Source organism: candidate division TA06 bacterium B3_TA06 (genome assembly GCA_005223075.1).
In the GTDB taxonomy this organism is placed as follows: domain Bacteria; phylum Hydrothermota; class Tepidihabitantia; order B3-TA06; family B3-TA06; genus B3-TA06.
Genome location: NJBO01000012.1, coordinates 1 through 26,884, shown reverse-complemented (window position 1 = coordinate 26,884; position 26,884 = coordinate 1). Strand labels below are relative to the sequence as shown.

The 26,884-nt window shown below is 53.9% G+C and carries 21 protein-coding genes; 5 read left to right on the top strand and 16 right to left on the bottom strand.

Annotated features, from left to right (window positions below):
- Positions 1–115: 115 nt before the first annotated feature.
- Positions 116–3,289, top strand: coding sequence for a hypothetical protein (locus CEE36_07735; GenBank protein ID TKJ41937.1), 3,174 nt, complete (start codon positions 116–118; stop codon positions 3,287–3,289).
- On the top strand, positions 3,289–5,322 hold the full coding sequence (locus tag CEE36_07730; GenBank protein ID TKJ41936.1) for a hypothetical protein: 2,034 nt from the start codon (positions 3,289–3,291) through the stop codon (positions 5,320–5,322). The genes CEE36_07735 and CEE36_07730 overlap by 1 nt, the downstream gene beginning before the upstream one ends.
- Positions 5,323–5,355: 33 nt before the next feature.
- Here the strand turns inward: CEE36_07730 and CEE36_07725 are convergent, their stop codons facing one another.
- The 8 genes from CEE36_07725 to CEE36_07690 form a co-directional block, all read right to left on the bottom strand.
- Positions 5,356–5,754 carry a twitching motility protein PilT gene (locus tag CEE36_07725; GenBank protein TKJ41935.1) on the bottom strand — a complete coding sequence of 133 codons (399 nt, stop codon included), beginning with the start codon at positions 5,752–5,754 and terminating at the stop codon, positions 5,356–5,358.
- Positions 5,755–6,747 carry a hypothetical protein gene (locus tag CEE36_07720; protein TKJ41934.1) on the bottom strand — a complete coding sequence of 331 codons (993 nt, stop codon included), beginning with the start codon at positions 6,745–6,747 and terminating at the stop codon, positions 5,755–5,757.
- Between the two features lie 75 nt (positions 6,748–6,822).
- Positions 6,823–8,154: an HslU--HslV peptidase ATPase subunit gene (locus CEE36_07715; GenBank protein ID TKJ41993.1), complete on the bottom strand. Its 1,332-nt coding sequence runs from the start codon at positions 8,152–8,154 to the stop codon at positions 6,823–6,825.
- A 541-nt stretch (positions 8,155–8,695) separates the two neighbouring features.
- Positions 8,696–9,181 (bottom strand): pantetheine-phosphate adenylyltransferase, encoded by a 486-nt coding sequence (locus CEE36_07710; GenBank protein TKJ41933.1) that lies wholly within the window; start codon positions 9,179–9,181, stop codon positions 8,696–8,698.
- Entirely contained in the window at positions 9,178–9,735 is a 558-nt protein-coding gene (gene rsmD / locus CEE36_07705) for a 16S rRNA (guanine(966)-N(2))-methyltransferase RsmD (GenBank protein TKJ41932.1), read from the bottom strand. Before rsmD ends, CEE36_07710 begins: the two co-directional genes overlap by 4 nt.
- A 2-nt stretch (positions 9,736–9,737) precedes the next feature.
- Positions 9,738–10,202 carry a cytidine deaminase gene (locus CEE36_07700; protein ID TKJ41931.1) on the bottom strand — a complete coding sequence of 155 codons (465 nt, stop codon included), beginning with the start codon at positions 10,200–10,202 and terminating at the stop codon, positions 9,738–9,740.
- A 39-nt stretch (positions 10,203–10,241) separates the two neighbouring features.
- Positions 10,242–12,668, bottom strand: coding sequence for a DNA gyrase subunit A (locus tag CEE36_07695; protein ID TKJ41930.1), 2,427 nt, complete (start codon positions 12,666–12,668; stop codon positions 10,242–10,244).
- 98 nt (positions 12,669–12,766) lie between these two features.
- Positions 12,767–14,074 (bottom strand): thymidine phosphorylase, encoded by a 1,308-nt coding sequence (locus CEE36_07690; protein ID TKJ41929.1) that lies wholly within the window; start codon positions 14,072–14,074, stop codon positions 12,767–12,769.
- Positions 14,075–14,164: 90 nt separating this feature from the next.
- Between CEE36_07690 and CEE36_07685 the strand changes: the two genes are divergently transcribed.
- The gene (locus CEE36_07685; GenBank protein TKJ41928.1) at positions 14,165–15,445 is read left to right on the top strand and encodes a hypothetical protein; all 1,281 of its coding nucleotides are present in this window, start codon (positions 14,165–14,167) and stop codon (positions 15,443–15,445) included.
- Between the two features lie 12 nt (positions 15,446–15,457).
- Here the strand turns inward: CEE36_07685 and CEE36_07680 are convergent, their stop codons facing one another.
- The 5 genes from CEE36_07680 to CEE36_07660 all read right to left on the bottom strand — a co-directional run bounded on the left by CEE36_07680 (position 15,458) and on the right by CEE36_07660 (position 20,068).
- Positions 15,458–15,853, bottom strand: coding sequence for a hypothetical protein (locus tag CEE36_07680; GenBank protein ID TKJ41927.1), 396 nt, complete (start codon positions 15,851–15,853; stop codon positions 15,458–15,460).
- A 185-nt stretch (positions 15,854–16,038) separates the two neighbouring features.
- Positions 16,039–17,034 carry a glycerophosphodiester phosphodiesterase gene (locus CEE36_07675; protein TKJ41926.1) on the bottom strand — a complete coding sequence of 332 codons (996 nt, stop codon included), beginning with the start codon at positions 17,032–17,034 and terminating at the stop codon, positions 16,039–16,041.
- Complete coding sequence (locus tag CEE36_07670; GenBank protein TKJ41925.1) at positions 16,982–17,455, bottom strand: hypothetical protein; 474 nt, start codon at positions 17,453–17,455, stop codon at positions 16,982–16,984. Before CEE36_07670 ends, CEE36_07675 begins: the two co-directional genes overlap by 53 nt.
- 218 nt (positions 17,456–17,673) lie before the next feature.
- Entirely contained in the window at positions 17,674–18,183 is a 510-nt protein-coding gene (locus CEE36_07665; GenBank protein ID TKJ41924.1) for a hypothetical protein, read from the bottom strand.
- Between the two features lie 49 nt (positions 18,184–18,232).
- Positions 18,233–20,068 (bottom strand): arginine--tRNA ligase, encoded by a 1,836-nt coding sequence (locus tag CEE36_07660; protein TKJ41923.1) that lies wholly within the window; start codon positions 20,066–20,068, stop codon positions 18,233–18,235.
- A gap of 102 nt (positions 20,069–20,170) precedes the next feature.
- On the opposite strand from CEE36_07660, the gene CEE36_07655 reads away from it, so the two are divergent.
- The gene (locus CEE36_07655; protein TKJ41922.1) at positions 20,171–20,458 is read left to right on the top strand and encodes a hypothetical protein; all 288 of its coding nucleotides are present in this window, start codon (positions 20,171–20,173) and stop codon (positions 20,456–20,458) included.
- A gap of 221 nt (positions 20,459–20,679) precedes the next feature.
- On the opposite strand, the gene mfd is transcribed toward CEE36_07655, so the two are convergent.
- Both mfd and CEE36_07645 read right to left on the bottom strand, forming a co-directional pair.
- Entirely contained in the window at positions 20,680–23,607 is a 2,928-nt protein-coding gene (gene mfd, locus CEE36_07650) for a transcription-repair coupling factor (GenBank protein ID TKJ41921.1), read from the bottom strand.
- Between the two features lie 33 nt (positions 23,608–23,640).
- Positions 23,641–25,458, bottom strand: coding sequence for a hypothetical protein (locus tag CEE36_07645; GenBank protein TKJ41920.1), 1,818 nt, complete (start codon positions 25,456–25,458; stop codon positions 23,641–23,643).
- A 243-nt stretch (positions 25,459–25,701) separates the two neighbouring features.
- On the opposite strand from CEE36_07645, the gene CEE36_07640 reads away from it, so the two are divergent.
- On the top strand, positions 25,702–26,307 hold the full coding sequence (locus CEE36_07640) for a hypothetical protein (protein ID TKJ41919.1): 606 nt from the start codon (positions 25,702–25,704) through the stop codon (positions 26,305–26,307).
- 434 nt (positions 26,308–26,741) lie between these two features.
- On the opposite strand, the gene CEE36_07635 is transcribed toward CEE36_07640, so the two are convergent.
- Positions 26,742–26,864, bottom strand: a complete 123-nt coding sequence (locus tag CEE36_07635) for a hypothetical protein (GenBank protein ID TKJ41992.1) — start codon at positions 26,862–26,864, stop codon at positions 26,742–26,744.
- Between the last annotated feature and the right edge of the window lie 20 nt (positions 26,865–26,884).

Below are 26,884 nucleotides of genomic sequence, written 5' to 3'. Positions count from 1 at the left end.
TTCGCCTGCAAGGCGAAAGGAGGATTAAGTTCGGGGTCCCCGCGGCGTTGCGAAGCAACGGCGTGGGGTGAATTCCCTATTGACAAGTTAATAATATTCCGTAAAGTGATAATGTATGGCGGGTCTTCTTTTAGGGTTCAAGGTTCTTCTTTCCATCACGCAGGTGTGGAGCAGTAACGGCCCTTACGGCGGTCTGGGGGAGGCGGTCTGCGTGGACGGCGGCGCCAACCCCTACATATACACTAACGAGGGCTTCTACCGCAAGCTGGGCGGCTTTGACTGGCAGAGGATAGACGGATACGAGCCGATCCCCTTCACAGTGGACTGGATGAACGAGGTTGCGTTTATCGAGAGCAAGCTCTGGTCGTGCCCCAGGAAAGGGGGTCTTTGGTGGCACGCAGAGGATGCGCCCGGTTGGTCTCAGGCTCAGGGCATCCCGACCGACGCCGATGTCGTGGGGATCTGCGGTATTGGGGATACCATTGTCGTCGCCACCCAGAGCAACGGCTTGTGGCTCTCGGAGGATAACGGGGCATCGTTTCAGATTTTTCCTGACTGGCATGTCCCAGGGGCAAAGATCTCGGCTCTCGCGGTCCATGAAAAGGTTCTTGCCGTTGCGGTCTCCAACTACCGCCAGATTCGAATCCGGCGGCCGCTGGACACCTGGAGAACGGAAGAGCTTCCCGGCTATGTGCCAAGTGGAATCCTTTCATTGGAGTGGACATCCGGCAGCATCGGTGCCCTGTATCTTCACGTAGGGACTGCGAGCGGGGTCACCTATGTCTTAAATCCCCACATAGGGCCGGGCGACTGGAAGGGGGACATGGAACTTGTGGGTGTGCAGATCCAAGATCTTGCGGCAGCCGGAGGTGATCTTTACGCAGCCACGTTCGGGGGGATTGCACTTTCTCACGACCACGGCTCCAGCTGGTCTGAGGCAAGTAACGGTTTGGTTTCGCTTTTTGTTACCGATCTCGCCGGTTGGGAAGGAGGCGTTATGGCCGCTACGTTCGACGGGCTTTACCGCCGAGTCGGAAGCGGATGGGCTGTGATAGAGGAATTACCCGCACAGACGTTTACGGGCATCGTGGTCAACCTGGATGCCCCAACCAGGCTTATGGTTTCTTCGTTTGGCAGCGGCGGGTTTATAAGTGATAACGCCGGTGAGAGTTGGGATAGAACCGGCGCAAACGATATAACCCTGGCCTTCGATCTCGCCTCAGGAGAAACCAACGAAGGGTCTATCTTTTATGCCGGGCTGTTCAACGGCATCGGGGTCTCCAAAGACGAAGGGAGAAGTTGGCTCGTGTATACAATTTCGGACGAGACGGGTGCTCCCTGCATCGTCCCCTTTGTGGTTTCTAATCCTGGGAACGGAAACGAGGTCTGGTTTGTCGCCATAGGCAGGTGGGGTGGCCAGACCCAGTATCGCATCTGCTACAGCAGCGACGGGTTGGATAACTACATCGTCACCGAGAACCTTGAGTGGAGAGCGGTAGCCGATCTCACTTACTCTCCCCTGGATCGCAAGCTCTACGTTGCCACCGTTCTGGGTAGCTTCCGCACCGACGAGCCGGAGGTGAAGGGTAGTCTTAAACAGACCGCAGATGCTGGTTTGCCTGCCAACGGCCTGCCGATCCAGTTTGAGGTCGCGGGAACCCGTCTCTATACGCTCCTGGATAACAATCAGGTATGCGTAAGCACCGACGGTGCGGAAAGCTGGAGCAAGGTCACCGGTCTGGAGAGCGTGAACGTTCAGCGGATCGCAACCGACCCCTCGCTGCCCGAGTTCCTGCTAGCCGCCGACGTGTACAAGCAGATTAAGAAGGGGTTCTCCGTCTATTTTACCACCGACGGCGGCGAGAACTGGGACGTTCGTCCCGATCCGGCGCCCGGCATGGCGCAGGTCTGCGAGGTCAGGGTTGCAGAATCCAAGGCGCATGTCTACGTGGCTTCGGCGGAAGGTGTTTTCTACGATGTGTTCGAGGTTGACCTTCCGCCCCCTGAAGTCCAGCTCAGCCTCTGGCTGCCCGATACCGTTCAACAAGGTGACGCCTTCAACATCTCGGTGCGGGCCAACAGGCTTGTGGATTCCATAACCGTGCACATAAAACATCTTACCGACATGCAGGTATCGTGGCCAGACTCCATCTATCCCCCTCAGGACTCGGTGAACTACGACTCGCTTACCGCATGGTTTTTCAACACTGGAGAACTTGAAATCGGCCTTTATCAAGCAACAGCCCAGGCCTACCTTGGGATGGATATTACTGCCGCCGTGGATACCCTTACCGTGGTGGCGGATACCCTGCCTGACACACTCATCCTCACCCTTTCAGCACCCGATCAGATATTTGCAGGAGATACCCTTGAGGTTGCGGTTACGGCCAACATCCTCACGGACTCCATCCAACTTCACCTGCAGCATATTGAGCTTGGCGATGAGTTCTATCCCGACTACCGCTTCCCTGCCGATTCAACAGGCTACGACTCGCTTTACGCCCGCTTCTCAAACACCGCCGGGTTTCCGGAGGGGAGCTACCGGGTGATTGCCAACGCCTATGTGGAACTGGATACTACCTCGGTGGTGGATACCCTTACCGTGGTGGCGGATACCCTGCCTGACATACTCATCCTTACCCTTTCCGCACCGGATCAGATATTTGCAGGCGATACCTTTCAGGTAGTAGTCAAGTCCAACATCCTCGCAGACTCCATCCAGCTTCACCTGCAGCATGCAGAGCTTGGCGATGAGTTCTATCCCGACTACTGTTTTCCCACCGATTCCGCAGATTACGACTCGCTTTACGCTTGCTTCTCCAAAACCGGCGAGTTCCCTGAGGGAAGTTATCGGGTGATTGCCGATGCTCAAAGCGGTGTCCTTGAGTCGAAGGTTGAGGATACCCTTGAGGTGCTTGCCCGGCCCGACACCACTATCCTTGTTGACCCCAAACAGGTCTTCTTTGTGCCTTCGCCTGCGGTCAACCAGAGCACGGGTCGGGTCTATTACGACCTGGGCTACGACGCGCGCGTAACGCTTGAGATCTTCACCGCGCGCGCCAGGCGGCTCCTGTATCACGAGGAGGCAGGCGGCGATCTTGTTTCCGCAGGCTACCACAACTACGTGGAGATAGACATATCAGATCTTGGTGCGGACGTATACTTCTTCCGCCTGACCGTTGATGCCCGTGATAACCCAACTTTCCAGGCGATTCGTGATGCTGCTCCGGATGGTGAAAAACCCGACGACGTGGTGGTGGTCACAAAGCCCTTCGTGGTGGTGCGCTGATGGGTGTTATCAAGAGTTCGTTGAGATTTTCTCTGATGTTGGGGGTGATGATGGGTTTGGGGGTAGTCTCTGTTCTTGCCCAGTCCATTCCTGAGGCCTCGGCCCCCGGGCTTTCGATCCTTGACGTCTCCTTCGGCGCGCGAGGTCTTGCCTTGGCAGAGGTCATGCAGGCCGTGCCCGCGGATCGCATGAGCCTTTATAACAACCCGGCTACCTCGGCGTTTGCCGAGCAGACGGTGGTCATCGCGGGCATGCAGAACATGGGGTTTGTGAATTCAGCGGGGCTGATCGGGGTCTTCCCAGCGAGGTTCGGAACCTTCAGCGTGGGGTTCAAGGGAGCCAATGTGCAGGGCATCGAGGTGCGTCCCGACCCTGCCAATCCCGACTATTATCTAGACAACACGAATGCTTCCGCCTTTGCCCCTGCGCTCTCCTTTTCCCGTCGATTTGGAAGTTTCAGTGCCGGATTGGCCCTTCGCGCGCAGACCGTCTCCCTTGGCACAAATCCCTACCTCGAAGATAGCCCCGATTTCCAGGCCGCATCGGTGGCTGTAGACCTCGGAGCGTATCAGGAACTCGGGGATTTGAGCCTGGGGCTTGTTGTTCAGAATCTCGGTCCCCGCATGAGGTTCGATCTTGCAGGCTCCGACACCCTCTCGGGCGACACCGTCGAAAGCAACGGCGCCCTGCAGCCGCTTTACGTCTGCGGTTCTGCACGCTACGGGCTTTTGGAAGACAAGCTTGCGCTCCTGGCAGGCGCGGGGTACGGTGCGCGCGGGCTGGTGATCTCGGGCGCTTTGGAGTACTCCCTCTGGCGGGTCCTCTCGCTCAGAATGGGCTATACCTCCGAGCGGATCGCCGGCCACCTCATCAACGGTCTGGCCACCGGCTTCGGCCTGCAGCTTGCCAACCTGGAGATCAACTACTCCTACCTGCCCAATACATACTTCGGCGCAGGCGGCATTCACGGGCTTGATATAGGTTTTCACTTCGGTGCAAGCGAGGCGGAGCGAGAGCGGCTCCTTGCCGAGGCGCGCAAAGAGGCCGAGAAAGAGGCGCTTGAACGGATGAAGCTCACCAGCCAGAGCCTGTATGAGCAGGGGATGACCTCCTACAACATGGACAGATACGACGAAGCGCTGGCGAGCTGGGATCTGGCACTTATCTGGTGGCCGGAGAACACCCAGGCGCAGGGGATGATTGCCAAGGTTAATGCAGAGAAGGAACAGATGGCGCTGAACTCCTTGGTTGAGGGGGCAAAAAAGGCCTACGTGAGCAAGAACTACGTGGCGCTGGTGGTGCTGGCCGAGCAGATACTGGCCCAGGATTCAACCCACAGCCTTGCCCTGTTCTATCAAGAGGATGCAGAAGAGGGTGTTACCAAAGAGCTTATCGCCTCGGCCCCTGTCGTGATACAGGACGACCTGCGGAAAGGCATCGAGGCACTTGCCACACAGGACTACCTTACCGCCATGCGTTCCTTCGAGAAGGTGCTTGACTACGATCGCGACAACGAGGTGGCTCGCGACTACATGCGCAAGACCAAGGAGGAGATCGACCGCTATATATCAGCCGAGATCAAGGAGGTTGGCGCACTGCTGGGTCGCAGCCGCTACTCCGAGGCAAAGTCTAAGGTACGTGGGCTTTTAAGGCTTGCTCCCCAGAACGCCGAGCTTTTGCAGAAGCTGGGCGAGATAGACCGCAGGCTCTCAGAGGACGTGCAGCGACGCCTGGCGCGCGCCAAGGAAACCCAGGACCCGGCGCGTTCGGAGAAGGAGCTAAGGGCCGCGCTGCAGCTTGATCCTGCAAACATAGAGGTGCAGCAGAACCTGGCCGAGATCGAGAAGGCGGCAAAGAAGGCTGCCGACGTGCAGAAGCTCTACCTTTTAGGGGTTGAATCATACTCCGAGAACAACTACGAGCTTGCTATCTCCTACTGGCAGCGGGTTCTTGAGATAGACCCGGGCCACGCCAACGCGCGCAAGAACCTTGCCCGCGCCCAGGCCAAACTCGAAGCCCTCGCCGGCGGGTAAGTTTCTACAAAGCCAATAACAGTTGATCGGATTTTAGTGGGAAATAACCTTAAGTTTAGGAATATTTTCGAAATCTTTTCTGTTATGTGTAATGAGCGTTGCGGAGTGTCGTAAAGCGCAGGAAGCTACCCATGCATCAGCGCAAGAAATAGGCGTGCCGATTCTTTCTCGTGTAGCGACAATTCCGGCCCAAATATGTGCTAGTTTGTTATCATAAAGGACAATGATGAATTTCTGGAGCAGGTTTTGCAGTTCATTGATTTTGGGGTTCGACCAAGATTGCTTTTCTGCCCAAAGGTATAGCTCAGCTACAGTCTGGAAAGAAACAGCGAGGAGTTTGTCGGATGAAAGGTATGGCAAATAGGAAGAACTTCTGGTATCATTTTTAAAGATGTAAGAGAGTACGTTGGTGTCGATCAGAACGTGTTCCACCTAACGAACCTCGTGGAGATCTTCGGCTCGCCATTTACGGATTTCTTCCGCTATATCCCCCTCGTTTTCATCCCCTGGCCACTTACCGAGGATTTCTTCGATATTAGTTAAGCGCTTCACGCCTTGCGCTTCAGCAAGTTCCTCTAAAGAAAGTTCTGACCAAAAGCCTTCCTGTAAGGGTGAACCGGAGGGTAGTTTGTCTGTGAGTTCGTCTTCTTTGCTTTCTAGGCGATTTACATCTGAAATCTTGATGCTAATAATTTCCCCTGTTTGAGGATTAATATTTGCTTCACCCGTTACCTCTACGAAGTGCAGAATGTTTTCATACACCTCCTCACGTAGCGAATCCTTAAAGTAGCAGATTACGGGTTTACCTATTGAGGGATGCACTCTGATTCGTGGACCTTCTTCTTTGAAATCAGCCATCAATAGACGGCCTTCTATTGTTCTTTGGTTTGTTACGGGTTTCCGAATACGTTTTTGTATCCTATTGAAGCCGGTTTTGTTGTAAGTTACGGTTAAAGGCGTCCTCTGGTGGTTGAGGGTGAATTCCATCTTGGTTATGCGTTTACTGAGGAGAGGCTTCCCTACATCTCGCCACGCCAGCAAAACCCCTTCGTCAAAGCCAGGAGGTAGTGGTTTTTCAACGTCACTTACGACTTTGTTTAGTCCCTGTATACTTTTCTCTATTACCTGCAATCCCGGATCTGTTTCGTCAAACTCGGGTAACTTCGTTGTACGTTCGAATCCCAGAGTAACACTTCCTCTGCCTATACTTACCAAGTCAAGAGCACAGGGTTCCCTTAATTTCTTGGCTCTGCGGCCACGCTTTAGACTAACCGCTTTTCCTCCTAATATCATTGCGGAGCGTTCAATGGCTTTCATCAGCCTATCGCCTAAAGCCACTAGATCACTTAATGGGATACGCCCCGGCTTGATCTTGGGGCCGTCAAGCTTTATCGTGAGTAGATGTGTAACGTTACTTCCAGCCATGATCGCCTCCAAGTTGGAATATAATTACAGTATAACTAGAAGTTGGATTTTGTCAAGGCCGTTGTAATCAAGTTTTTACAGAATGTACTGGCTCAGGTCCTCGTCGGCGACGATGGCGTCTAGCTTGGCGCGAACGGCCTTGCCAGTGATCTTAATCGCCCGCTCGCCCGACTCCGGCAGGTTGTAGAGATAATCCTCCAATAAGGTAGTCATCACCGTGTGCAGCCGGCGCGCGCCTATGTTCTCAGAACGCTCGTTAACCAGTGCCGCGATCTCCGCCACGGCCACGATGCCATCCTTGGTGAAGCTAAGCTTTGTGTTCTCGGTCTCGACCAGAGCCTGGTACTGCTTTACGAGCGCTGTCTCAGGCTCGGTCAGAATGCGCTCGAAATCCTCCTTGGTCAAGGAGTCAAGCTCCACCCTTATGGGCATGCGGCCCTGAAGCTCGGGGATCAGATCCGAGGGCTTGGTCTTGTGGAAAGCACCCGCACCGATAAAAAGGATATGATCGGTGCGAACCAGCCCGTACTTTGTGGATACGTTTGATCCTTCTATGATGGGCAAAAGGTCTCGCTGCACGCCCTCGCGCGATACGTCCGGTCCTGCATGCCCCCGCGTGCCCTCGCCCACCGCGATCTTGTCTATCTCGTCTATAAAGACGATCCCCGAGTTCTCGGCACGCTGCTTGGCCAGCCGGGTTACCTCTTCCATATCTACAAGCTTGGCCGCCTCCTCCTGGATAAGTATCCTTAGGGCCTCCTTTACGGTTGCGCGGCGCGTTTTTTGCTTGCGCGGCAGGGCGTTTTGAAGCATATCCTGAAGCTCGACATTGACCTCGTCCATGCCGCTCATGCGGAAGAGGTCGAAGAGTCCTGCGGGCTCACGTGAGGTGTTGATCTCCACCGTGCGTTCATCCAGCCTGCCTGAATCAAGCATCTTTCTGAGCTTGGCACGGGTCTCGGCGCGAGTGTCCGGTTCGCCCTCCCTGGGTTGTGGCATGCTGGGTAAGAGGAGGTCGACCACCCTCTCCCGTGCGTGCTCTTCAGCCTTGGCCTGGACCTTTAGGGTCTGTTCTTCCCTGACCATCTTGACCGCGATCTCGACAAGCTCGCGTATCATGGACTCAACGTCCCGGCCCACGTATCCGACCTCGGTGAACTTGGAGGCCTCGACCTTGACGAACGGTGCCTCTGCCAGCTGGGCCAGACGTCGGGCGATCTCGGTCTTGCCCACGCCGGTTGGGCCGATCATCATGATGTTGTTGGGATATATCTCGTCACGTAAGGGTCCGGAGACCCTTTGTCGGCGCCAGCGGTTTCTGAGCGCTATGGCCACCGCGCGCTTGGCCGCATCCTGACCGATGATGTAGCGGTCAAGCTCTCTGACTATCTGCGACGGCGTGAACATACCGTTCTGTATAAGCACTCCCAAAGGAGCCGATATACGCTCTAAAGCTTCAGCCATACTTCTATGATAAGATGGATACGGCGTATGTCAAGTCAGAATTATGGAGCAACCCTGTTATTCTGTCATGCTGAAACAACAACGCAACAACGCGGTTGTTGCACTCCAAATGAATATTATGAGATTGCTTCGGGTGACTCCGTCTCCCTCGCAATGACACCCTCACCTCTAACTTCTGCCAGACGGTGGCACTTACGTCTCCCAAAGAGAGAGGAGAACCCTCTGATAAATCGTTTCCCCCTCCCTGGTGGCGTAAGTGCCCCAGTCGGGTAAGGGGGATCAAGGGGGAGGGGATTATACACCCCAAACGGCTGCTTCACCCGACGGGGGTACAGGCGCATCCGTTCGGGGACCCCGGGAAATATCTCTCTAGTCAGAATTTGTAGGGACACGGCACAGCGTGCCCCTTGAGATGCTTGGCGTCTCATAGGGTATGCCTTGCCCCTACTTCTTAAATAACCCTTTCCTCCAATGGCAAAACGGCTCAGTCGTTGCCCGCGAAGCACTCGTGTAAGGCCTTCTCGACCGCCGGCGGCACAAGCTCGGAAACGTCTCCGCCAAGACGGGCGATCTCCTTTGCAAGCGATGAGGAGATGAAGATGTAGTTCTCGGCAGGCATGAGGAAGATGGTCTCTATCTCAGGGGCGAGGTTGCGGTTGGTTAATGCCATCTGCAGCTCGTAGTCGAAATCGGATACTGCTCGAAGCCCGCGGATCAGGAAGTTTGCATTCTTGGATTTGGCGAACTCGGTAAGAAGGCCGGAGAACGCCTCTGTCTCCACCCTAGGCTCGTCGGCAAGCACCTCTCGTATCAGCTCGGCGCGTTCTTCTGCCGAAAAGAGCGGGGCCTTCTCCCTGCGATCGGCCACTGCCACCACGAGCTTATCGCATAAAGAGAGCGCGCGCTTGATAACATCAAGATGTCCGTAGGTTATGGGATCAAAGGTGCCTGGATAGATCGCAATCCTCACTTTACCCTCCTTTCTTTCTTGCCGATGAAGCTCAACTTGGTCTCCCCGTATTCCCTTGTTTCTCTCAGTTCAAGGCCCTTTGGTATGGCTATCTCCTCATCTGAGGCGTGTTCGAGGATGATTAAGGTTTCGGTGGTCACACCCGGGTTCTTTGCAAGAAGCTCGAGGGTCTCTTTGGCCAGGCTGTAATAATAGGGTGGGTCGCAGAAGATATGGGTGGCGAAGAACTTCGATTGCTTGAGGTAGACGCGAACGTCCTGCCGAACCACTATGGTGCGGTCAGACACCTTAAGGGCTCGGATATTTGCCTCAAGATGCCTGCACGCCTGGGGGTTCTGCTCCACGAACACCGCCTGTCTTGCCCCACGTGAGAGCGCCTCCAATCCCAGTCCCCCAGCTGCCGCATAAAGATCGAGCACACGTGCGTCGATAATCTCTTCGGCAACTATAGAAAACAGCGCCTCCTTTACCTTGTCCATGGTAGGTCTGAACCTCGCGCCTTCGGGATAACGCAAGTTGCGTCCCTTGAACTCGCCTGCGGTTATCCTGGGCATGGCTACTCCTCGAACTTTAGTTGTTCGAGCTCCACCCCCGCCTCACTTAACATCTCCTTACCCAACTTGTCCGCGTAGCCTTCAAGGTAGAGTATCTTCACTATACCTGCGTTGATCAAAAGTTTGGCGCAGGTAACGCATGGCTGGGTGCTCGAGTAGAGCGTGCCGCCCTCTAGTGAGATACCGAACCGCGAGGCCTGCACCAGGGCGTTCTGTTCGGCGTGGATGCCGCGGCATATCTCCACCCGCTCACCCGAGGGGATTCCCAGCTCCTCCCGCAGACAGCCGATCTGGGTGCAGTGCGGAAGTTCCTTGGGTGCGCCGTTGTAGCCGGTGGTAAGGATGTGTTTGTCCCGAACGATCACCGCACCCACCTTGCGGCGGACGCAGGTGGAGCGCTCGGCCACTAGCTGAGCTATCTTCATGAAATAGTGATCCCACGGGATTCTTTCAGGTGCTTTGTTCATCTCCTCTGCTCGTGGTTTTAGTTTCCGATGGGTTGATGTCTACTCCTCGTCTTCTGGAACGATCGCCACTTCGGCCACCTCATCCTCCGCGCGCAGTGAGATGAGGCGAACCCCCAGACTTGCTCGCTTCAGGGGCTTCACCTGCTTGGCGGCGATGCGGATACCGGTGCCGTGTTTGGTTACGATGATGGCGTGTCCGGCTTCACTGATGACCTTTACGCCCACCAGCAGTCCCGATTTCTCGTTTACTGCGATGGCACGAACTCCCTTGCCTCCTCTGTGGATAGGTCGGATTTCTTCAAACTTCATACGCTTGCCGTAGCCGTTCCGGGTGACGAAGAGGAGCGAGACATCTTTGCGCACCAGTACCGCAGCGACCAGCTTGTCCTCCTCTGCCAGCTTAATTCCTCGCACTCCTGCGGCGGCCCGGCCCATGGGACGAACCTCATCGGTCGAGAATCGGATGCCTTGGCCTTCGGCTGAGAACAGGCAGATATCGGTTCCATCCTCCACAAGAAGGACATCCTGCAGTCTGTCTCCCTCCTTGAGGGTGATGGCGATCACACCTGAGCGCCGGGTGTTCTCCAAAAGCTTGAGCGGGGTACGCTTTATAACGCCTCTCTCGGTTACAACCACCACATGGGCGTTTTCGGTGAACTCCTTGACCCGCAAGAGCTGGGTTATGCGCTCGCCCTCGGAGAGGTTAAACAGCTGGTATATCGGCCTTCCCTTGGCAGTCAGCGAACCCTCCGGAACCTCATAAGCTTTAAGCAGATATGCGCGTCCCAGGTTGGAGAAGAAGAGTATGGAGTCGTGGGTCGAGCCGGTTAAAAGAGTCGTGACCATATCCTGCTTGCCCAGGTCTATTGTCCCCCGTCCGGTTCCGCCCCGGCCCTGTTTGCGGTAGCCGGATACCGGCGTGCGCTTGATGTAGCCTCGCAGGGTAAGGGTGATGGTTACGTCTTCCTCACTGATAAGGTCCTCAAGGGTGATCTCCTCAGGCTTCTCGGCTCTGATCTCGGTGCGGCGCTCATCGCCAAAGCGCTTCTTGAGCTCCTTTAACTCCTCGGTAATCACCGCCATCACCCCGGTACGCGATGCAAGGATCGATTTCAAGCGCTCTATCTCCTTGATCAGCTCCCGGTACTCAGCCTCGATCTTTCCCCGCTCAAGACCTGTCAGCCGCGCCAGCCGCATGTCAAGTATCGCCTGCGACTGAACATCGGAGAGCTTGAAGCGCTCCATCAGCCTTTCCTTGGCGATCTTGGTATCTTTTGACTTCTTGATGATCCCTACGACCTCATCGATGTTGTCCAATGCGATCTTCAGCCCTTCCAGTATGTGAGCCCTTTCCTCGGCTTTTCTAAGCTCAAAGGAGGTGCGGCGCCGCACGCTCTGGTAGCGGAACTCAAGGAACTCTTCCAGTATCTTCTTTAAGGGATATATCCTGGGCGTCAGGTTGGAGATGGTCAAAAGTATCATGGAATAGGTGGACTGCAGCGGCGTGTGCTGATAGAGCCTGTTGAGCACCACCTCGCGGTTGGCGCCTCGCTTGAGTTCGATAACGATGCGGATGCCCTCCCGGTCTGATTCGTCCCGCAGGTCGGAGATGTCTGAAAGCTTCTTTGAACGTGCCAGATTAACGATGCGCTCGATGAGCTGGGACTTGTTGAGCTGGTATGGTATCTCGGTTATGACGATAGCCTGGCGTCCGGGTTTTGGCTCCTCGAATCGCGCCCTTCCGCGTACGGTTACCTTTCCACGTCCGGTCTTGTAGGCCTGGGTTATCCCCTCGCGCCCCAGGATCAGACCGCCGGTGGGGAAGTCAGGCCCCTGAACAATCTCACAGAGCTTCTCATCCGAGACCCCTGGCTCGCCGATCATGGCTGCAAGGGCGTCGGTGATCTCTGAGAAGTTGTGAGGGGGGATGGAGGTAGCCATGCCCACAGCGATCCCGGCCGCACCGTTCACCAGAAGGTTGGGGAAGGCGGCAGGCAGAACCTCCGGCTCCTGGCGCGAACCGTCAAAGTTGGGCGCGAAATCAACGGTCTCCTTATCCAGGTCCTCCAGTAGTGAAAGGCTCAGTCTTTGCAGCTTGGCCTCGGTGTAACGGTAGGCCGCGGGCGGATCGCCGTCTATGGAACCGAAGTTGCCCTGGCCGTCCACCAGCAGATAGCGCAGGCTGAAATCCTGGGCCATGCGCGCGAGTGCGTCGTAGACCGCCAGGTCGCCGTGAGGGTGATACTTACCCAGAACCTCACCCACCACTGTAGCACACTTGCGATAGGCTTTGTTAGGATCAAGGCCCAGCTCCTTCATCGCGTAAAGGATGCGGCGCTGAACCGGCTTTAGGCCGTCGCGTATGTCGGGCAAAGCCCGGCCCACTATCACGCTCATCGCGTAGTCGAGGTAGGATTGGCGAACCTCGTCCTCTATGTATACTGGTTGCATTCGGCTATCGTCCATAACCCTAATTCTACGCGCAGGGAGGGGGAAGTCAAACGCTTGCAGTCCAATTAAGTCTCCTTTTTACGTCCCTTAGACGAGTTAGTTCATCGTTGAATCTATGTGATCCTCTTGGTTATAAGTTGGGGCACGTTTGGGCTTCCATCGCCTATCTTAAAACAGTTTACCAGTTCGTTGCCGACTCTAACCCCTTTTGATGCGTTACTTGCGTGAACGGTCGCCAGCACCTCGCTCTGCTTGACCTCATCACCGATCTTTTTGAGTATCGTAAACCCCACCGCCGGATCGATTAAATCCTCCTTGTGTCTTCTTCCCGCACCCAGATCGACCGCAAGCATACCGACCCTATAGGTATCTACAGACTGCACAACCCCGTTACTCTCGGCTAGGACCGGAATATCATGAGCTGCATGAGGCAGGAGAGATAGATCATCTACTATCCCCGGATCACCTCCTTGCATCTTGACCATCTCCTGAAACTTCTCAAGCGCCCTGCCTCGCTCCAGGGCATCCTCTGCCTCCTTTCTGGCCTGCTCGTGATCCTTGCGCCCGGCCAGTAGCAGCATCTCGGCAGCGAGTTCAAGCACTATCTTTCTCAGATCATCCGGCCCTTGGCCTTTAAGACAATCGATAGCCTCGGCTACTTCCAGGGCGTTGCCAACGGCCCTGCCCAGCGGCTGGCTCATGTCGGTCAAGAGAGCGGTGGTACGTACCCCGAACCTCCCCGTAACACACACGATCGTCTTGGCCAGCTCCTCGGCTTTGCTTTCATCCTTCATGAACGCGCCCGAGCCTACCTTCGCGTCCAAAACTAGACCCTGGGCCCCCTCGGCGATCTTCTTTGACGATATAGACGCCGCGATCAGCGGAATCGAATCAACCGTGGCGGTGACGTCACGCAAAGCGTAAATTCTTCCGTCCGCCGGACATAAATCAACACTCTGGCCCATCATCGCCACCCCGATCTTGGAAAGATAGCGCTTGAACTCATCCACGCTCAAGTCCGTGCAGAATCCAGGGATGGAGGCCAGCTTGTCCAACGTCCCTCCGGTGTGGCCTAACCCTCTGCCCGAGACCATGGGCACCGCAACCCCGCAAGAAGCTACCAGCGGAGCGAGCACCAGTGACACCTTGTCCCCCACCCCGCCGGTGGAGTGCTTGTCCACCTTGCAGCCAGGGATTTCCGAGAGATCAAACCGCTCGCCAGACTCTATAAGTGCTTCAGTGTAGGCAAAAAGCTCGGCATCCGATAGTCCGTTAAAGCACACCGCCATCAGCCAAGCGGACATCTGGTAGTCGGCGACGCTAGCATCCAGATAACCTTGAATGAACTCCTTTATATCCTTGGGATCAGCCGATTTGCCTAGACGTTTATATCGGATGAACTCGTAGGGCGAGATGGGCATGGGGAAGGATACCGTGAGATTGTAGGTAGTCAAGGGTGGTAACGGTTGACAAAGGGCAGGCTTTTTGTATATTAACGCAAAGGAGGAGCGATGACCAAAGCCGAAGAACCTAAACCAACTATCCGCTTCAAGCGGCGCGAGCCGATTGACGACATCAAAAACGACTTGCTGGGTTTTGATAAACTTGTCCCGCAATTTGTAGAAGAGTTAAGGGCCACCGATCCGCCATACGTGATTGGCCTTACAGGCGAGTGGGGGATAGGGAAGTCGAGTTTCCTTGTTGAGTGTATAAAGCAAAGGGCAAAAAGATATCCAACGTTAGAAGTCGTTGATAGAATGGAGCTTTGGAGGTTTTCTGGGAGGGTTGATCTTGCAACGGCCATGGTTGAGACTATTACTGAACATTTAAGGTTGTCCCAAAAGGAAAGCGCCAAGGAATTGCTCGGTAAGGTAAGAGATACATTATTCAAGTTTGCATCGTGGGTGTCAATAGGGCTTCCTGGGGTCAACGTGCATTCTAAACCTGACGAAATTTATAATATCTGGAAAGCTGCTGAGAAGGAACTTCACGAACAATTCGACGAGTTGGTGGAGAAAGGTTTAGAGGGTAAATCGAAGAATACCAAAATTGTTGTACCTGTAGATGACCTCGATCGTTGTTTGCCAGATAAGGCACTCGAGTTTTTAGAGAAACTTAGGTTATTCTTTGACAGCGAAAGAGTTATTTTTATCGTCGCGTTAGATAAAGAAGTCGTTGCCGATGCTATCACGGCACGTTTTGGTAAGGATGTTAATATCAATGGACATTGGTATCTGGAGAAACTAATTGATAGGATGTATAGGATTCCTCTTCCTACTCACGAACATTTCCAGGGATTTGTGACGAAGAAATATAAAGAGTTGGTTGGAATAGAGGCAGATAAGGATTTTGAGAAAGCTATAGGTAGATGGTGGGATAGATCCAAGGGGTATGGACCTAAAGCGATGGGCAATCCCCGCCGCATACTGCGAGCTGTAGAAAAGATACTTTCTCTTGTTTCTCGTATTGAGAGTCCCGATAGGAAACGAGAAATCTTCGTAATGTTTCCACTTCTTCTGCTGAGAGAAATCTACCATGATTTTTACAGCTTCGTTAAGCGTGACGGGGAAATAATTTTAAGGCTTGGAACGGTTGAAAAGCTTAACCTTCAAATCGATGAGATTGTGAAAAAACACGGAGAGAATGTAAAATCGTTCTGCCTAGACGAAGATATAATCGATATCTGTAGACAGGTCAAACGTGGTTTGTTGAGCGTAGCAAAAAACGACTGGCGTAAGGGTAAGGGAATAATTGAGAGTTCAGCCCATTTCTTCGATGACAATGTAACGTAAGGGGTAATAGCTCTAGTAGATCACCTCGATGGGTTCGGGCTCGAGCTTGACGTTTAGCTCGAATATTGAGTCGCGTCCCTTTGCTTTGAAGTCCACCTTGATCCACTCAAAGTCCTTGGCGGCAAAGTAGATGAAGTGCCTGCGCGCCGAGATGTTCTCCAACAAATAGCGGCCCGCGCTGTCCGTGGTGACTATCTGTTTATTCGGGTGTATGCCATCAAGCGGTTCAATATCGGGCGTTGCAAGGGAGTCTATCGCGAGCGTGTCAAGGGTTGGATCATAAACCCACGCTCCGGCAATGGGCCGCCCGGTCTCACTGTGGGTTAGCGCCCCAGTAACGCTTACCCTGCGCCCGCACCCCCCCAGCACGCTTGCAAGAACTATAAGAATCGGCAGCAGTTTTCTCACTACATCCTAAAGATAACGCTTTACGGGCTTATGTCAAGGGGTGGATGTGTTACGGGTGTTACGGGTGTTACGGGTGTTATATTCTTAGATGTTCTGGAGCATTAGCTCCAAGTAATAATGAGAATACCCTATGAAGTATAAAATACTTCAAGGGGCAGGCTCTGCCCCGAAGGTGTACGGGGGTGTTACGGTGTGTTACGGGGGAACTCGCGGAACCCCATGGTTTTTGCGACCCTGTCTGCAACATCGGGGCGGTCGGTGATGACGCCGTCTGCGCCCATTTCAAGCAAACGTTTAATGGACTCAGCGTCGTTGACGGTCCAGACGTGCACCTGGATTCCTTTACGGTGACAGCGCTTAACGAAACCCGGCGTAACCACGTGTATGGAGCCTGAGTATTCGGGCACCTGGACCGCGTCCATCGGGGTCCTGGCCAGGAATCCAAGTCCCAGCTTTCCCCAGATGACGAACTTGCGGATCTCGTCCGGCGTGGCGGCGGTGGCCACAGATGGATCAAATTCCCTGAAGCATTCCAAAACCTCGGTATATTCCGAGACCACAACCACCTGATTCTGCATCCTTTTTTCGCGGATGATTCCTACAAGGCGAGCCGCCGCGTATGTAAGGGAATCCTTGATCTCGATGTTGAAGAAGTCCCTTGGAAAAGAATCAAAGACCTGGCCAAGTGTCGGTATACGCAGCCCTTTCCCGCGCCAGGGGTAGGTTCCCCCTGAGTCGGGGGTGAACCAGAACCCCGCATCCAGGGAGCGGATCTGGACAAAGGCCATCTCTCTGACGAGACCCGTGCCGTTGGTTGTGCGGTCAATCTCCTCGTCGTGGATCACCACCAGACTGTCGTCTTCGGTGAGATGCACATCCAGTTCCCAGACGTCGGGCTGGTAGCGAATCCTTGACTCGGCCCATCCCTCAATCGTGTTCTCAGGCACAACAAACGCTCCTGCGCGGTGGGCAAGTATCAATGGTGGTTCTGTCCGATCAAGGTAGGCGAAGGCCGGGACCGCACTCATGGCGAGAACCACGAGGACCCTTGCCCGGAGGCCTGGTTCCAAAACCTTCTCCTTGTGAAGGGGTTTGCCTGAGGCGTTGATTGGGAAGGGGAAGGGTAAATTAGTCTTTTTCATCGGGCAGAGGGGCTTCACGAGTTCTCTCTGCCAGGGCATGGGCGAGTTGATCGAGGGAGTTCATGAAGATCTCAAGGTTACGAGGTGGCAGCTTCTCCATGATACGTTTCCAATCCTTGCGCTGGGCATTTAAGAGACGCTGGGCGATACGCTGTCCTTTGGGAGAGAGTCTCACGAAGACCACCCGGCGGTCCTCATCCGAACGCAGGCGTTCGAGAAGCCGGGAGCGTATCATACGATCCGCCAATCCGGTAACGTTCGCCTTTGATACACCCAGGGTTGAGGCGAGTTCGTTCATCCGCATCGCTTCTTTCAGGAGAAGCGTCTGTAGGATCATATACTGGGAGAAGGAAAGCTCACTGCCGAAGGGCGTGGAGGAACCGATCAACTGAAACCCTCTGATCAGAATCGGCCCCAGCTCTTCCAGGCGTCTGATCTGTTCGTCTATGGTACGCGCCATACCTTTTACTATCCTCAATTAAAATGATTTGTCAAGGGTGTAAACCTGGTTCTTTTTGTTGCAGGGTAGAAGATTGCAGGTAAAAAGTGGCCGACTTCGTCGGCTACTTCCTTTTATTCTTCTCCGATCTTTTCTCCGTCAGGAGAAAAGGAGGATTTGGCTACATCTCTTCGGGGGTCTCGTCCGTCGGGAGTTTTTCCGACTCGGTTTTGGGGAAGTTATGGCCGTAAGGCGAGGATAGCTTCGGCGTGAGCGCGTTGAGAGCTATCCTCTATCGAACGCAACCACCTGGGCAGATTACGGGAAAAGATAAGCTCAGCTTCACCGTCTCCGGAGAGATATTTGACCAAGTAATGTTTTGCTCCGCGATGCGGATCATAGGTCTCGATCGCAGTCTCACCAAGGTGCTTCAAACACTTTTCTCTGAAGACTTCTGTCGATACTCTTTTCAGATCCTCTCCACAGAATAGCCCGTGAACGCAAAAGCTGGGGGTGACGCCTTCCTTGTGTCTCTCGATGAGTCCAAGGAATTCTGAGCGATGACCTATCTCATGCCTAAGAAGCTTATTGAATCTACCCCAAGTCCTCATGGCCTGTTCGTTATCAGGACGGCATACCTGCCCTTTCTCGTCCAAGTAAGGCTTAACTGTCACACTTACCCACAGCTTCCATGAGAACGCGTCTAGGTGATCGCCAAGAGCATCTATCAGATGCTTATTAGGAGTCATTGAATTAGGCAGAATTGCCTCCTTTTTTTATTTAGATACTTGTGCATTATTACATCTGCTCAGGCGTCTCGATCCCCAGGAGAGCAAGGCCTCGGCGCAGGACCCGGCCCGTCGCCTCGATAAGCGTCAGCCTTGCCAGACGGGCAGTGTTGGTTTTGGCTTTAAGAACAGGCACCTCGGTGTAGAACCGGCTGAGTGCGGTGGCAAGATCGTATAGATAGGAGGCCAGGGCGTGCGGGGCGTAGCGCTCTGCGGCCTCTGCTATCGCCTGCGGGAATCGGCCCAAGGCCATAAGAAGCTCGATGCTCTGCGGTTCCTTGATCTCTTCCACCATCCTGGGGATGTCGGCATCCTTGGGCTCCTCCAAACACTTGCGATCTTCAGGCGAGGCCTTGGCAAGTATCCTGGCGCAGCGCACCGCCGCGTACTGCAGATAAGGAGCACTGTTGCCCTCGAATGCCAGCATCTTTGACCAGTCGAAGACGATGTCCTTTATTCGATCCTGAGAGAGGTCGGCATAGATCACGGCTCCGATCCCCACCTTTCTTGCCACCTCCTTCCTTCGGGCGTCAGGCATATCCGGGTTCTTTTCTGCTATGATCTGGGCTGCTCGACGCTCGGCCTCGTCCAGGAGTTCGTCAAGATAAACGATGCGCCCCTCGCGTGTGGAGATCTTACCTGTTGGCAGTGACACCATCCCGAAGGGTATATACTTCAGTATCCCTGGTTGATTTATCTTCGCATGCTTGAAGAATCCCCTTTTCCGCATCTCCTCTAGGACATTCCATAACTGGGAGAAGTAAAGGGTTTGTTCTGAAGCTACAGCATATAACAACCTATGGACAGGCTGGAACCTTTCGATTCTTTCCACGGCTGAGGCGAGATCACGTGTCGGGTAGAGGGTGGTTCCGTCAGACTTACGGATTACAAGTGGAGGTTGGGCTGGCGGAGGCTCAGGAGATTCGGCTGGCAGTAAAGGTCTGAATCGGATTATTATTGCTCCTTCTGACTCTTCGGCGATCCCTTTGGCAAGTAGCTCGTTCACCAACTCACACGCCCTCTCCTCGAACTCGCTCTCAAACCAGTTGTGGTCAAACTTAACCCCCAGTCGGGCTACCGTCTTTTCGAAGGCCTCAAGGCTACTTTCTCGGAAGCGCTGCCAGAGCGCTCGTTCCTTTTCTCCTCCCTGCTGTAATCGTTTGAACGCCGCCCGACCTTCATCCTCCAAAGCCGGGTTTTCCTTGGCCTCCTTGTGAAAGCGCACGTAAAGTTCCAATAGATGCTGGATTGGCTCATCTTCCAACTTCTTCTCGTTACCCCACTGCTCAAACGCATAAATAAGCTTGCCAAATTGCGTTCCCCAGTCACCCATGAAGTTTATGCCCACTACTCGGTATCCCCTTGCTCGTAGAATATTTATAAGCGCCTGGCCGATGATGGTTGATCTTAAGTGCCCTACCGACAAGGGCTTAGCGATGTTGGGCGAGCAGTAGTCAACCACCATGGTCTTGTTGAGTTTCGGGTAGGAACCATATTTTTCACCATAATCTAGCAGGTCTTTGAGTATGCGTGCAAGGAGAGTTTTTTGATCTACAAATACATTTACGTATCCGCGTGCAGGCTCGAATCTTTCGATTAGTGAGCCCGCTTGCAATCCCTGGTTCCATTTAGCCGATAACCCCTCTGCCAACTTTATAGGATTAGTATCTTTCTCTTTCGCGTACTGGAAGCATGGCACGGCGTAGATCGCTTCCGACCCCTTGGGCGGTCGGCGTATCTCAGGATTGGGCTGCCCGAACTCAGTTGCCGCAAGACTCTCAACATCGGCATAAATTCTATCCAATACGTAGTTCAATCTCTCTCCTCTTTGGAGTAAGTGTAACATTGCGGGATGCTTGTGTCAAGCAGGGAGAGGGGACTTGACATGCCTGAAAAGGAAGTTAATATAAGTTATTGCTATAGCAATCCGAACAAAGGAGGAGGTCGAATGGCTTCACTTGCTATCATATCTTTTGACCTTAAGAACCCTTCACCCGATCATTACAGGAAGACGGCAGAGGCGTTGGGTAAGTATGGATTCTGTCCGTTTCTCAGGTCTAGTGCTGGGGAGGCTGCCGGTTTGCCAAGCACTACCTATGCCCGTGAATCAAATGATGTTCCGGATCGCGACTGGGTGGAGAAGGTCTTATTGTGGGTTGTCTCCCAAGCCGGAGCGAGGTTGGGCAAGCATCTTATATTGGTTTGTTCTGGTTCTTGGGAGTGGAAGATCGGGTGATAAGGTAGGGGGTTTCTAGCCTTTAGCGTGCCTGGAATGTTGCGAGATGCATATGTCTAACTATGTGGAGGTCTGTAGGGGCCGACCTTCGCAGCCGAGGCTGCGCACTTCGTGTCAGATCGGCCCGGTAAAGAGATCGGGCCGGTTTAATACCCGACGGGGGCACACCGAAACCGGCCCCTACGAGGCTGATACTCGCCAGTGGCACGCTGAGGTTTGTGCTACAATCTCCTCAGCTGATCCAAAAGCATCTCAAACGGGCCGGTGCCGCGCAGGGTGCGGTCGGCGGCAAGGATGAACCAGGAATCCTTTCGATAGCTGACCTTGCTCACCTTCTTCTTTCTCGCTAATGCCCTAACCCGGGCGATGTCCAGAATTTTTAAGGCAGAGGAGGGCATCTTGCCGAAGCGGTCGGCAAGTTCCTCATGCAGGGCGTCGATCTCTCTCTCCTCCTCCACTGAGAGGAGTCGCTTGTAGAGAGAGACGCGCTCCGCCGAATCGCCGATGTAGGTCTCAGGCAGGTACGCGCCATGCTCTATCTCCAGCACAGGTTCGGTGAACCACTCCTCGCCCTTGAGCCTTGCCACCGCCTCTGATAAGAGCTTCGTGTAGAGCATGAAACCTATGGAGTTCACGTGTCCGTGCTGCTCGGTTCCCAACAGGTTGCCCACCCCGCGTATCTCCATGTCACGCACAGCCAGCCTGTATCCTGCACCAAGCTCGGCGTAGGCGCGGATTGCGGCAAGCCGTTTGCGGGCGTCGTCGGTAGTCCTTCGCGGAACGATAAACAGCGCATAGCCCTGACGCTGGCCTCGCCCCACACGGCCGCGCAATTGATGGAGATCGGCAAGGCCAAACAGATCAGCGCGGTCAACGATTATCGTGTTCAGGTCCGGTATGTCTATGCCGGCCTCGAGGATGGCGGTAGAGATGAGGATATCTATTTTGCGTTCGATGAAGCTGTCATAGATACTAACCAGCTTTCGCTCCGGCATCTGGCCATGGGCGACCTCTAGGCGAAGTCCGGGCAGAAGCCTTTCCAGCCTGCGTCTTAACGATTCGATGGTCTCGATCCTGTTGTGTATAAAGAGCACCAATCCTCCCCTTGAGCGCTCGCGCAGCACCCATTCCCTTACCATATCGTCCGACCAGTTAGATACCTCGGTCACCACGTCTTTTCGGCCAACGGGAGGTGTCTCGATCCTTGAGACGTCGCGGATCCCCACAAGGCTCATGTACAGCGTGCGCGGGATCGGCGTAGCGGTCAGCGTCAGGGTATCCACCTCAGCTTTCTTGCGGCGGATGCGCTCCTTCTGTCTGACCCCGAAGCGGTGCTCGTCGTCTACTACAAGAAGCCCCAGATCGTTCCATTTCACCGCCTCGGCAAGCAACGCGTGGGTGCCGATAAGCACGTCTACCTTGCCTGAGGCCAACTCTGCCAATGTCTTTCTGCGTTCTGCCAGCCCGACGAAGCGTGAGAGCATCTGGACCCTTATTGGTAGCTCTTTCAAGCGCTCGGTGAACGTCCGGTAGTGCTGAAGCGCCAGGATGGTTGTCGGGGCGAGCATGGCCACCTGTTTTGAGTCAAGTGCGGCTTTGAGGGCGGCGCGCACCGCTACCTCGGTCTTGCCGTATCCCACCTCGCCGCAGACAAGCCTGTCCATGGGGTTTGGCGTCTCCATATCGGCTAAGATCGATTCAATGGCGCGCTTTTGATCCGGGGTCTCCTCGTAAGGGAAGGTAAGCTCGACCCACTCCATCTCGTCTGGATGGCGGCTGAAGGAGTGGCCGCGCACCACCGACCGTTTAGCATAGAGGGCTAAAAGCTCCTGGGCGTAGTCGTATGCGGCCTTGCGGGCGTGCTTGCGCGCAAGCCTCCAGCGCTGTGAACCCAGCCGGTTGACCCTAGGTGCGCGACCCTCGGCACCTATGTAGCGGTCCAGGAGCCCGAGGTTCTCCACCGGCAGATAAAGAACGTCGGTGCCCGCATAGGAGATCTTCAAAAACTCCTTCTCCTGGCCTCCAATCTCCAAACGTTTTAGCCCCTGGTAGATGCCGATGCCGTAGTCTATGTGCACCACGTAGTCGCCAGGGTGAAGTTCATAGATTGCGTCCGAGGGAATCCCTTTGAAGTGGCGTGGGAGGCGGCGCCGGTGCCTGACCCCGAACAGCTCGTGCTCGGTGAAAACACCATAACCTGTAGCTCTATCCACCCACCCACCGGAGAGATGAGCGTCAACCAGCTTGAAGCGCTCAAGATGATGGGAGAGATAAGATTCCCCGTGCTCAGGATCAAGCGCGAAGCAAAGTTCAAGCCCCTGGCTTTCGAGCTCTCGGAGCTCCTCGAAGTGTCCTAAGACTTTTACCGCGGGTGTAAAGCCGAAATCAAAGTACCCCTCTTGGGGTGCAAATTCTGCGGCTTTATCGGTAATCAGCAATCGGGGGGAGGCCTCAGGCAGAGCGGAGATTGTCAAGCTATCCTTTAGATACTCTCGGAGCGTTGGTCCCTGGCTGTCAGGGGGCTTGTTTGAGATGATTTCAACCGAGGAAAGTTTCTCATGCGAGCGCTGGGTAAGGGGATCAAAACGTCTGATAGATACAACCCTGTCGCCCTCGAACTCAATCCGCACCGGTTCGGACCACAAGGGGGAGAAGACGTCCAATATCCCTCCCCTTTGCGCGAACTCAGCAGGCTCGGTCAGGAGTGTTTCGCGCTCGAAGCCGTTTTCTTCAAGCCAGTTCAGGGCTTCCTCAAGTTCCACCTCGCCTGAGGGCTCAAAATAGACTGACGCTCGTTCTTCTCGCCAGCCCATGCTTTGCTCGGACAGCTCTGCAGGACAGAGAATCAGTCTCGGCGCGCCGGACGAAAGACGTAACAGGTTGAGGCTCTCGATCCTGCGAATCGCAACTATACCCGTACGATCAATCCCCTCTAGATCAAAAAGTAAGCGTTCCACCTCTTCGGAGTCCTTTGCCAGGTAGAGCATCTGGCTCCCGCTCCCCCGAAGTGCTTTAAGAAAGAAGGCACGCAGTCCTCCCGGCAGTCCTGAAACCGAGCGAGGCAGCTCGGATAAGCCAAGGAAGCGAATCAACGAGGCGGATTCAAGGAAGCGCGCGTAGAGGTCTTTTTTAGTCAGGTGTTCAGCCATGGGAGGATGATTGTAGTGACGATCGTGGGGATGTCAAAGCCACACCTTCATATTCACGCGTTGGATAATCTTGAAGCCAAGAGTGGCCTGTTCACCTTCTGGAGTTCTCAGGCGAACGAAGTAAACACCCTCAGGCAGAACGATGCCATCCTCGTCGCAGCCGTCCCAGATAAGCGAGAAGCGTCCGACAGATACGTTTTCCTGCATCAGGGTACGTACACGGGAACCTCTTATGTCATAGACAGCCAGCTCCACCGGCCCTGGACTTGAGGTAGAGAACCGGATACTCCACTCGGAACAGAAACTCTTGGGGGTAACGATGAGCCCGAAGGGGCAAGACAGGTTGCGGTCTTCTTCAACGCCTTCCGCCTCCTCGTAGCGGATGCGAACCTCTTTGAGCACCGGCAGCTCGGCAGGATTAGTGTATTCAAAGATCGCCTTGTACTGGATATAGCGGTGGATGGAGTAGAAGTCATTCAGGATAACCACGCGTTCACCGTTAGCAAGCGGAGTCCACATGCACCAGTTGTTTGTGGTGTCCGGCTTCTCGCCCGTCCGTATGGCAAAACGTATCCTGCTGTTGCCAGGACATGAATCTTCCCATGATAACTCCACATAACCAACATCTATCTGTGCGTCGTAGATTGAGGAGTAGTAGGCCTCTTTATATTCCCTGGTGTAAACGTTTCCTATCTCCCTGGCCAATGCATGGTGGTCTATCCCGCCGTGAAGGCAAGTCATACTGGAAGTATCGAAATCCGGGCCGTACAGGATGGGGCTCTCCTCATCGTAAGAGTTCATGAAGACATCAAGGTACCCATCCTTGTTAAAGTCGGCAACGAACCCTCCTGATGCCCTGAAGGCAGGCCCGACCAGACTGAATGAATCGTCTCTGAAGCGGTTTCCGTCTCCCCATTGGATACGGGTCAGATAGTTGGTTGTTGCTCCACGGAAGAACACTATATCCAGAAGACTGTCGCCATTAAGGTCTGAGAGCGCCGACCCGCCGTAGCACTCGCCGGTGGCTAGTGTGGTTTTCTCCCATGAATAAAAGTCAGGTCCCCAGTAGATCCAGGACTCATCAATATTGTAGTTACCAGTGAAAATAAGATCCAGCCACCCGTCAGCATCCAGGTCGGCGACCGAGCACCCGTGGGGATATTCCATAAGATAAGCAAGGTGCGTTCGGTTTGAAGCTCGGAAGCCTGATTCTGCGCCCCAATAGATAACGTTGTAGTTCCCTTCCTGATTAACGAATACAAGATCGAGCCAACCATTTTTGTCGAGGTCCGCTGCTTCTATATTGTGTTGCGCCTTAACCGTGGGCAGAAGGGTTAGGTTTGTCTCTGAATAACCCCGTTGCGAACCCCAGTAGATGCCTCCGTAATCATAATCGGCGTAGTCGAAGGCGATGTCCAGATAACCGTCCTTGTTGAAATCGGCAACCAGGCAGGCCTCCATCCCGTTTTCGAGCGTGGTGAAATTTGTCGTATCCGGACCGTCGGGACTCCCCCAATAGATGCATATTGGGCCGGTAGAGATATAATCAGGATACCCATCCTGATTTAGGTCGGCAAAGCATCCTCCTCCGCTTCCTGCATAATAATCGCAACAGCGACTATCCGAAAATCCAAGCGGGCTACCCCAGAAGAGCTTGGATCCACCGTAAACGTGGCAGGATAGAAGGTCTATCCAGCTGTCGTTATTTGCATCCCAGCGGGGTACAAACTCCAAAGCCCCGTCACCGCGATGGGAAGCGTATAGGTTCACTTCATAGCAGCCGTCGCAGAAATCTTCCTGGGTAGTCTCCACCCACTCCCCTGCATAAAGGGCTAACACCAAAAGGAACATAGGTTACCTCCTTCTAAATCAACCTGTAGAATAATACCAACGTCCACCTGTTCCTCAAGCGATGTAATACCGGACCGAGGGGACGCAAAGCGGGCAACCAAAGGTTGCGAACGTCGGCCCCTACTCCCTCAGATTTCGATTGCATTCGTCAGGTTTCGGAAGATGATTTATAAGTGAAACTTAACGTAAGAGTGAGAGTTCGGCCGCCCTTGACAAACATTGAAATATGCACATAATTAAACGATGAGTGGAACTCTCCCGGCAAAGATGGTAAATACCATCTTGTTCTTCCTTCACGAAGCCAACAATAGGAAATTGGGTAAAGTGAAGTTGGCGAAGCTGTTGTTTTTTGCGGACCTGAAAGCCTACAAAGCAACAAACGAGCCTATCACTGGGATCGATTACCTTCGGATGAACCTGGGGCCAATGCCTGCAGGATTTGATAAAGTTCTGGACTCTATGCAGCGGGCAAGACTTATAAGGAAGGGACGAAGGAATCAAACTCCGTTCTTGCCTGCAAAGCCCTACGATTTATCTGTCTTCTCAGAGACCGAACAGAAAGTGCTCCGCAGCGTCGCCAAGGAGTTCCTCTCCTGTTCTACCGAGATGGTAATATACTTAAGCCATCAAAACTATGCCTGGATACACCTGCTGCCAAGAAGCTATGTATCTTTGGAGCTCGCTTCTCTGGATTCCGAAGAAGAGGTTAAAGAGTTGATCGCTATTGCCAATAAGTTAACTGCGACGGAGATTATCGAAGGAAGTCCTGAGCTTCTTGCATCTTTCAAAAGGGGAATAGAAGACGCAAGAAGGGGCAAATTATATCCGGTCGATTCCCTTTTTGAGTAAAACCCCACCCGAATTTGAAGTAATTGTCACCGAAAATGTCAAAAGTCTGGTCCGGGAAAAATTCGCGAATCTTAAAAATACTATCAAAGGAAAGACGAATGCTCTAAAAACCCATCCTTAATGACGCCAGCGTTAGTGAACGGTTAAGACACGATCTCGTTGGGTTACGTACTGTAAAGATCAAAAAGAACTTCCTTATGCTCATTTGCATATGCAAAGAATGTCGTGAGCAGAATAGACAGGGATTTTTAAATTGCAAGGGATGTAAGAATCGCTCAGACAACTCTGTTATGATTTTCACAATCGGACCGCATGACGACGTCTATGCAACGGCTAAGAAGTTCCTCAAAAGGAAGCAAATGCCTTCTTAACTCTTTTAGCAAAGAAAACACCCCTTGCGGGGCGTCTTTCATATCTCTCTGATTTTGTGGAACTTACTTCTTCTCTTTGGCCTTCGCCCGTTCCGCCATTTCGGCGATGAAGCCGGTGTGAAGGTTGCCGGCGCGGAACTCTGCATCGTCTAAGACTTTTAAATGAAACGGCACGGTGGTCTTGATCCCCTCGGTGTAGAACTCTT

Excerpts from the sequence above, each read along its gene's own strand:
- CEE36_07720 (TKJ41934.1), bottom strand. The coding sequence starts at position 6,747 with ATGGCTGGAAGTAACGTTACACATCTACTCACGATAAAGCTTGACGGC.
- CEE36_07670 (TKJ41925.1), bottom strand. The coding sequence starts at position 17,455 with ATGGCGCGTACCATAGACGAACAGATCAGACGCCTGGAAGAGCTGGGG.
- CEE36_07660 (TKJ41923.1), bottom strand. The coding sequence starts at position 20,068 with ATGTTACACTTACTCCAAAGAGGAGAGAGATTGAACTACGTATTGGAT.
- CEE36_07675 (TKJ41926.1), bottom strand. The coding sequence starts at position 17,034 with ATGCCCTGGCAGAGAGAACTCGTGAAGCCCCTCTGCCCGATGAAAAAG.
- CEE36_07645 (TKJ41920.1), bottom strand. The coding sequence starts at position 25,458 with ATGTTCCTTTTGGTGTTAGCCCTTTATGCAGGGGAGTGGGTGGAGACT.
- mfd (TKJ41921.1), bottom strand. The coding sequence starts at position 23,607 with ATGGCTGAACACCTGACTAAAAAAGACCTCTACGCGCGCTTCCTTGAA.
- CEE36_07690 (TKJ41929.1), bottom strand. The coding sequence starts at position 14,074 with ATGCCCATCTCGCCCTACGAGTTCATCCGATATAAACGTCTAGGCAAA.
- CEE36_07665 (TKJ41924.1), bottom strand. The coding sequence starts at position 18,183 with ATGACTCCTAATAAGCATCTGATAGATGCTCTTGGCGATCACCTAGAC.
- CEE36_07730 (TKJ41936.1), top strand. The coding sequence starts at position 3,289 with ATGGGTGTTATCAAGAGTTCGTTGAGATTTTCTCTGATGTTGGGGGTG.
- CEE36_07685 (TKJ41928.1), top strand. The coding sequence starts at position 14,165 with ATGACCAAAGCCGAAGAACCTAAACCAACTATCCGCTTCAAGCGGCGC.
- CEE36_07735 (TKJ41937.1), top strand. The coding sequence starts at position 116 with ATGGCGGGTCTTCTTTTAGGGTTCAAGGTTCTTCTTTCCATCACGCAG.
- CEE36_07715 (TKJ41993.1), bottom strand. The coding sequence starts at position 8,154 with ATGTTCACGCCGTCGCAGATAGTCAGAGAGCTTGACCGCTACATCATC.
- CEE36_07695 (TKJ41930.1), bottom strand. The coding sequence starts at position 12,668 with ATGGACGATAGCCGAATGCAACCAGTATACATAGAGGACGAGGTTCGC.
- rsmD (TKJ41932.1), bottom strand. The coding sequence starts at position 9,735 with ATGCCCAGGATAACCGCAGGCGAGTTCAAGGGACGCAACTTGCGTTAT.
- CEE36_07640 (TKJ41919.1), top strand. The coding sequence starts at position 25,702 with ATGAGTGGAACTCTCCCGGCAAAGATGGTAAATACCATCTTGTTCTTC.
- CEE36_07655 (TKJ41922.1), top strand. The coding sequence starts at position 20,171 with ATGGCTTCACTTGCTATCATATCTTTTGACCTTAAGAACCCTTCACCC.
- CEE36_07700 (TKJ41931.1), bottom strand. The coding sequence starts at position 10,202 with ATGAACAAAGCACCTGAAAGAATCCCGTGGGATCACTATTTCATGAAG.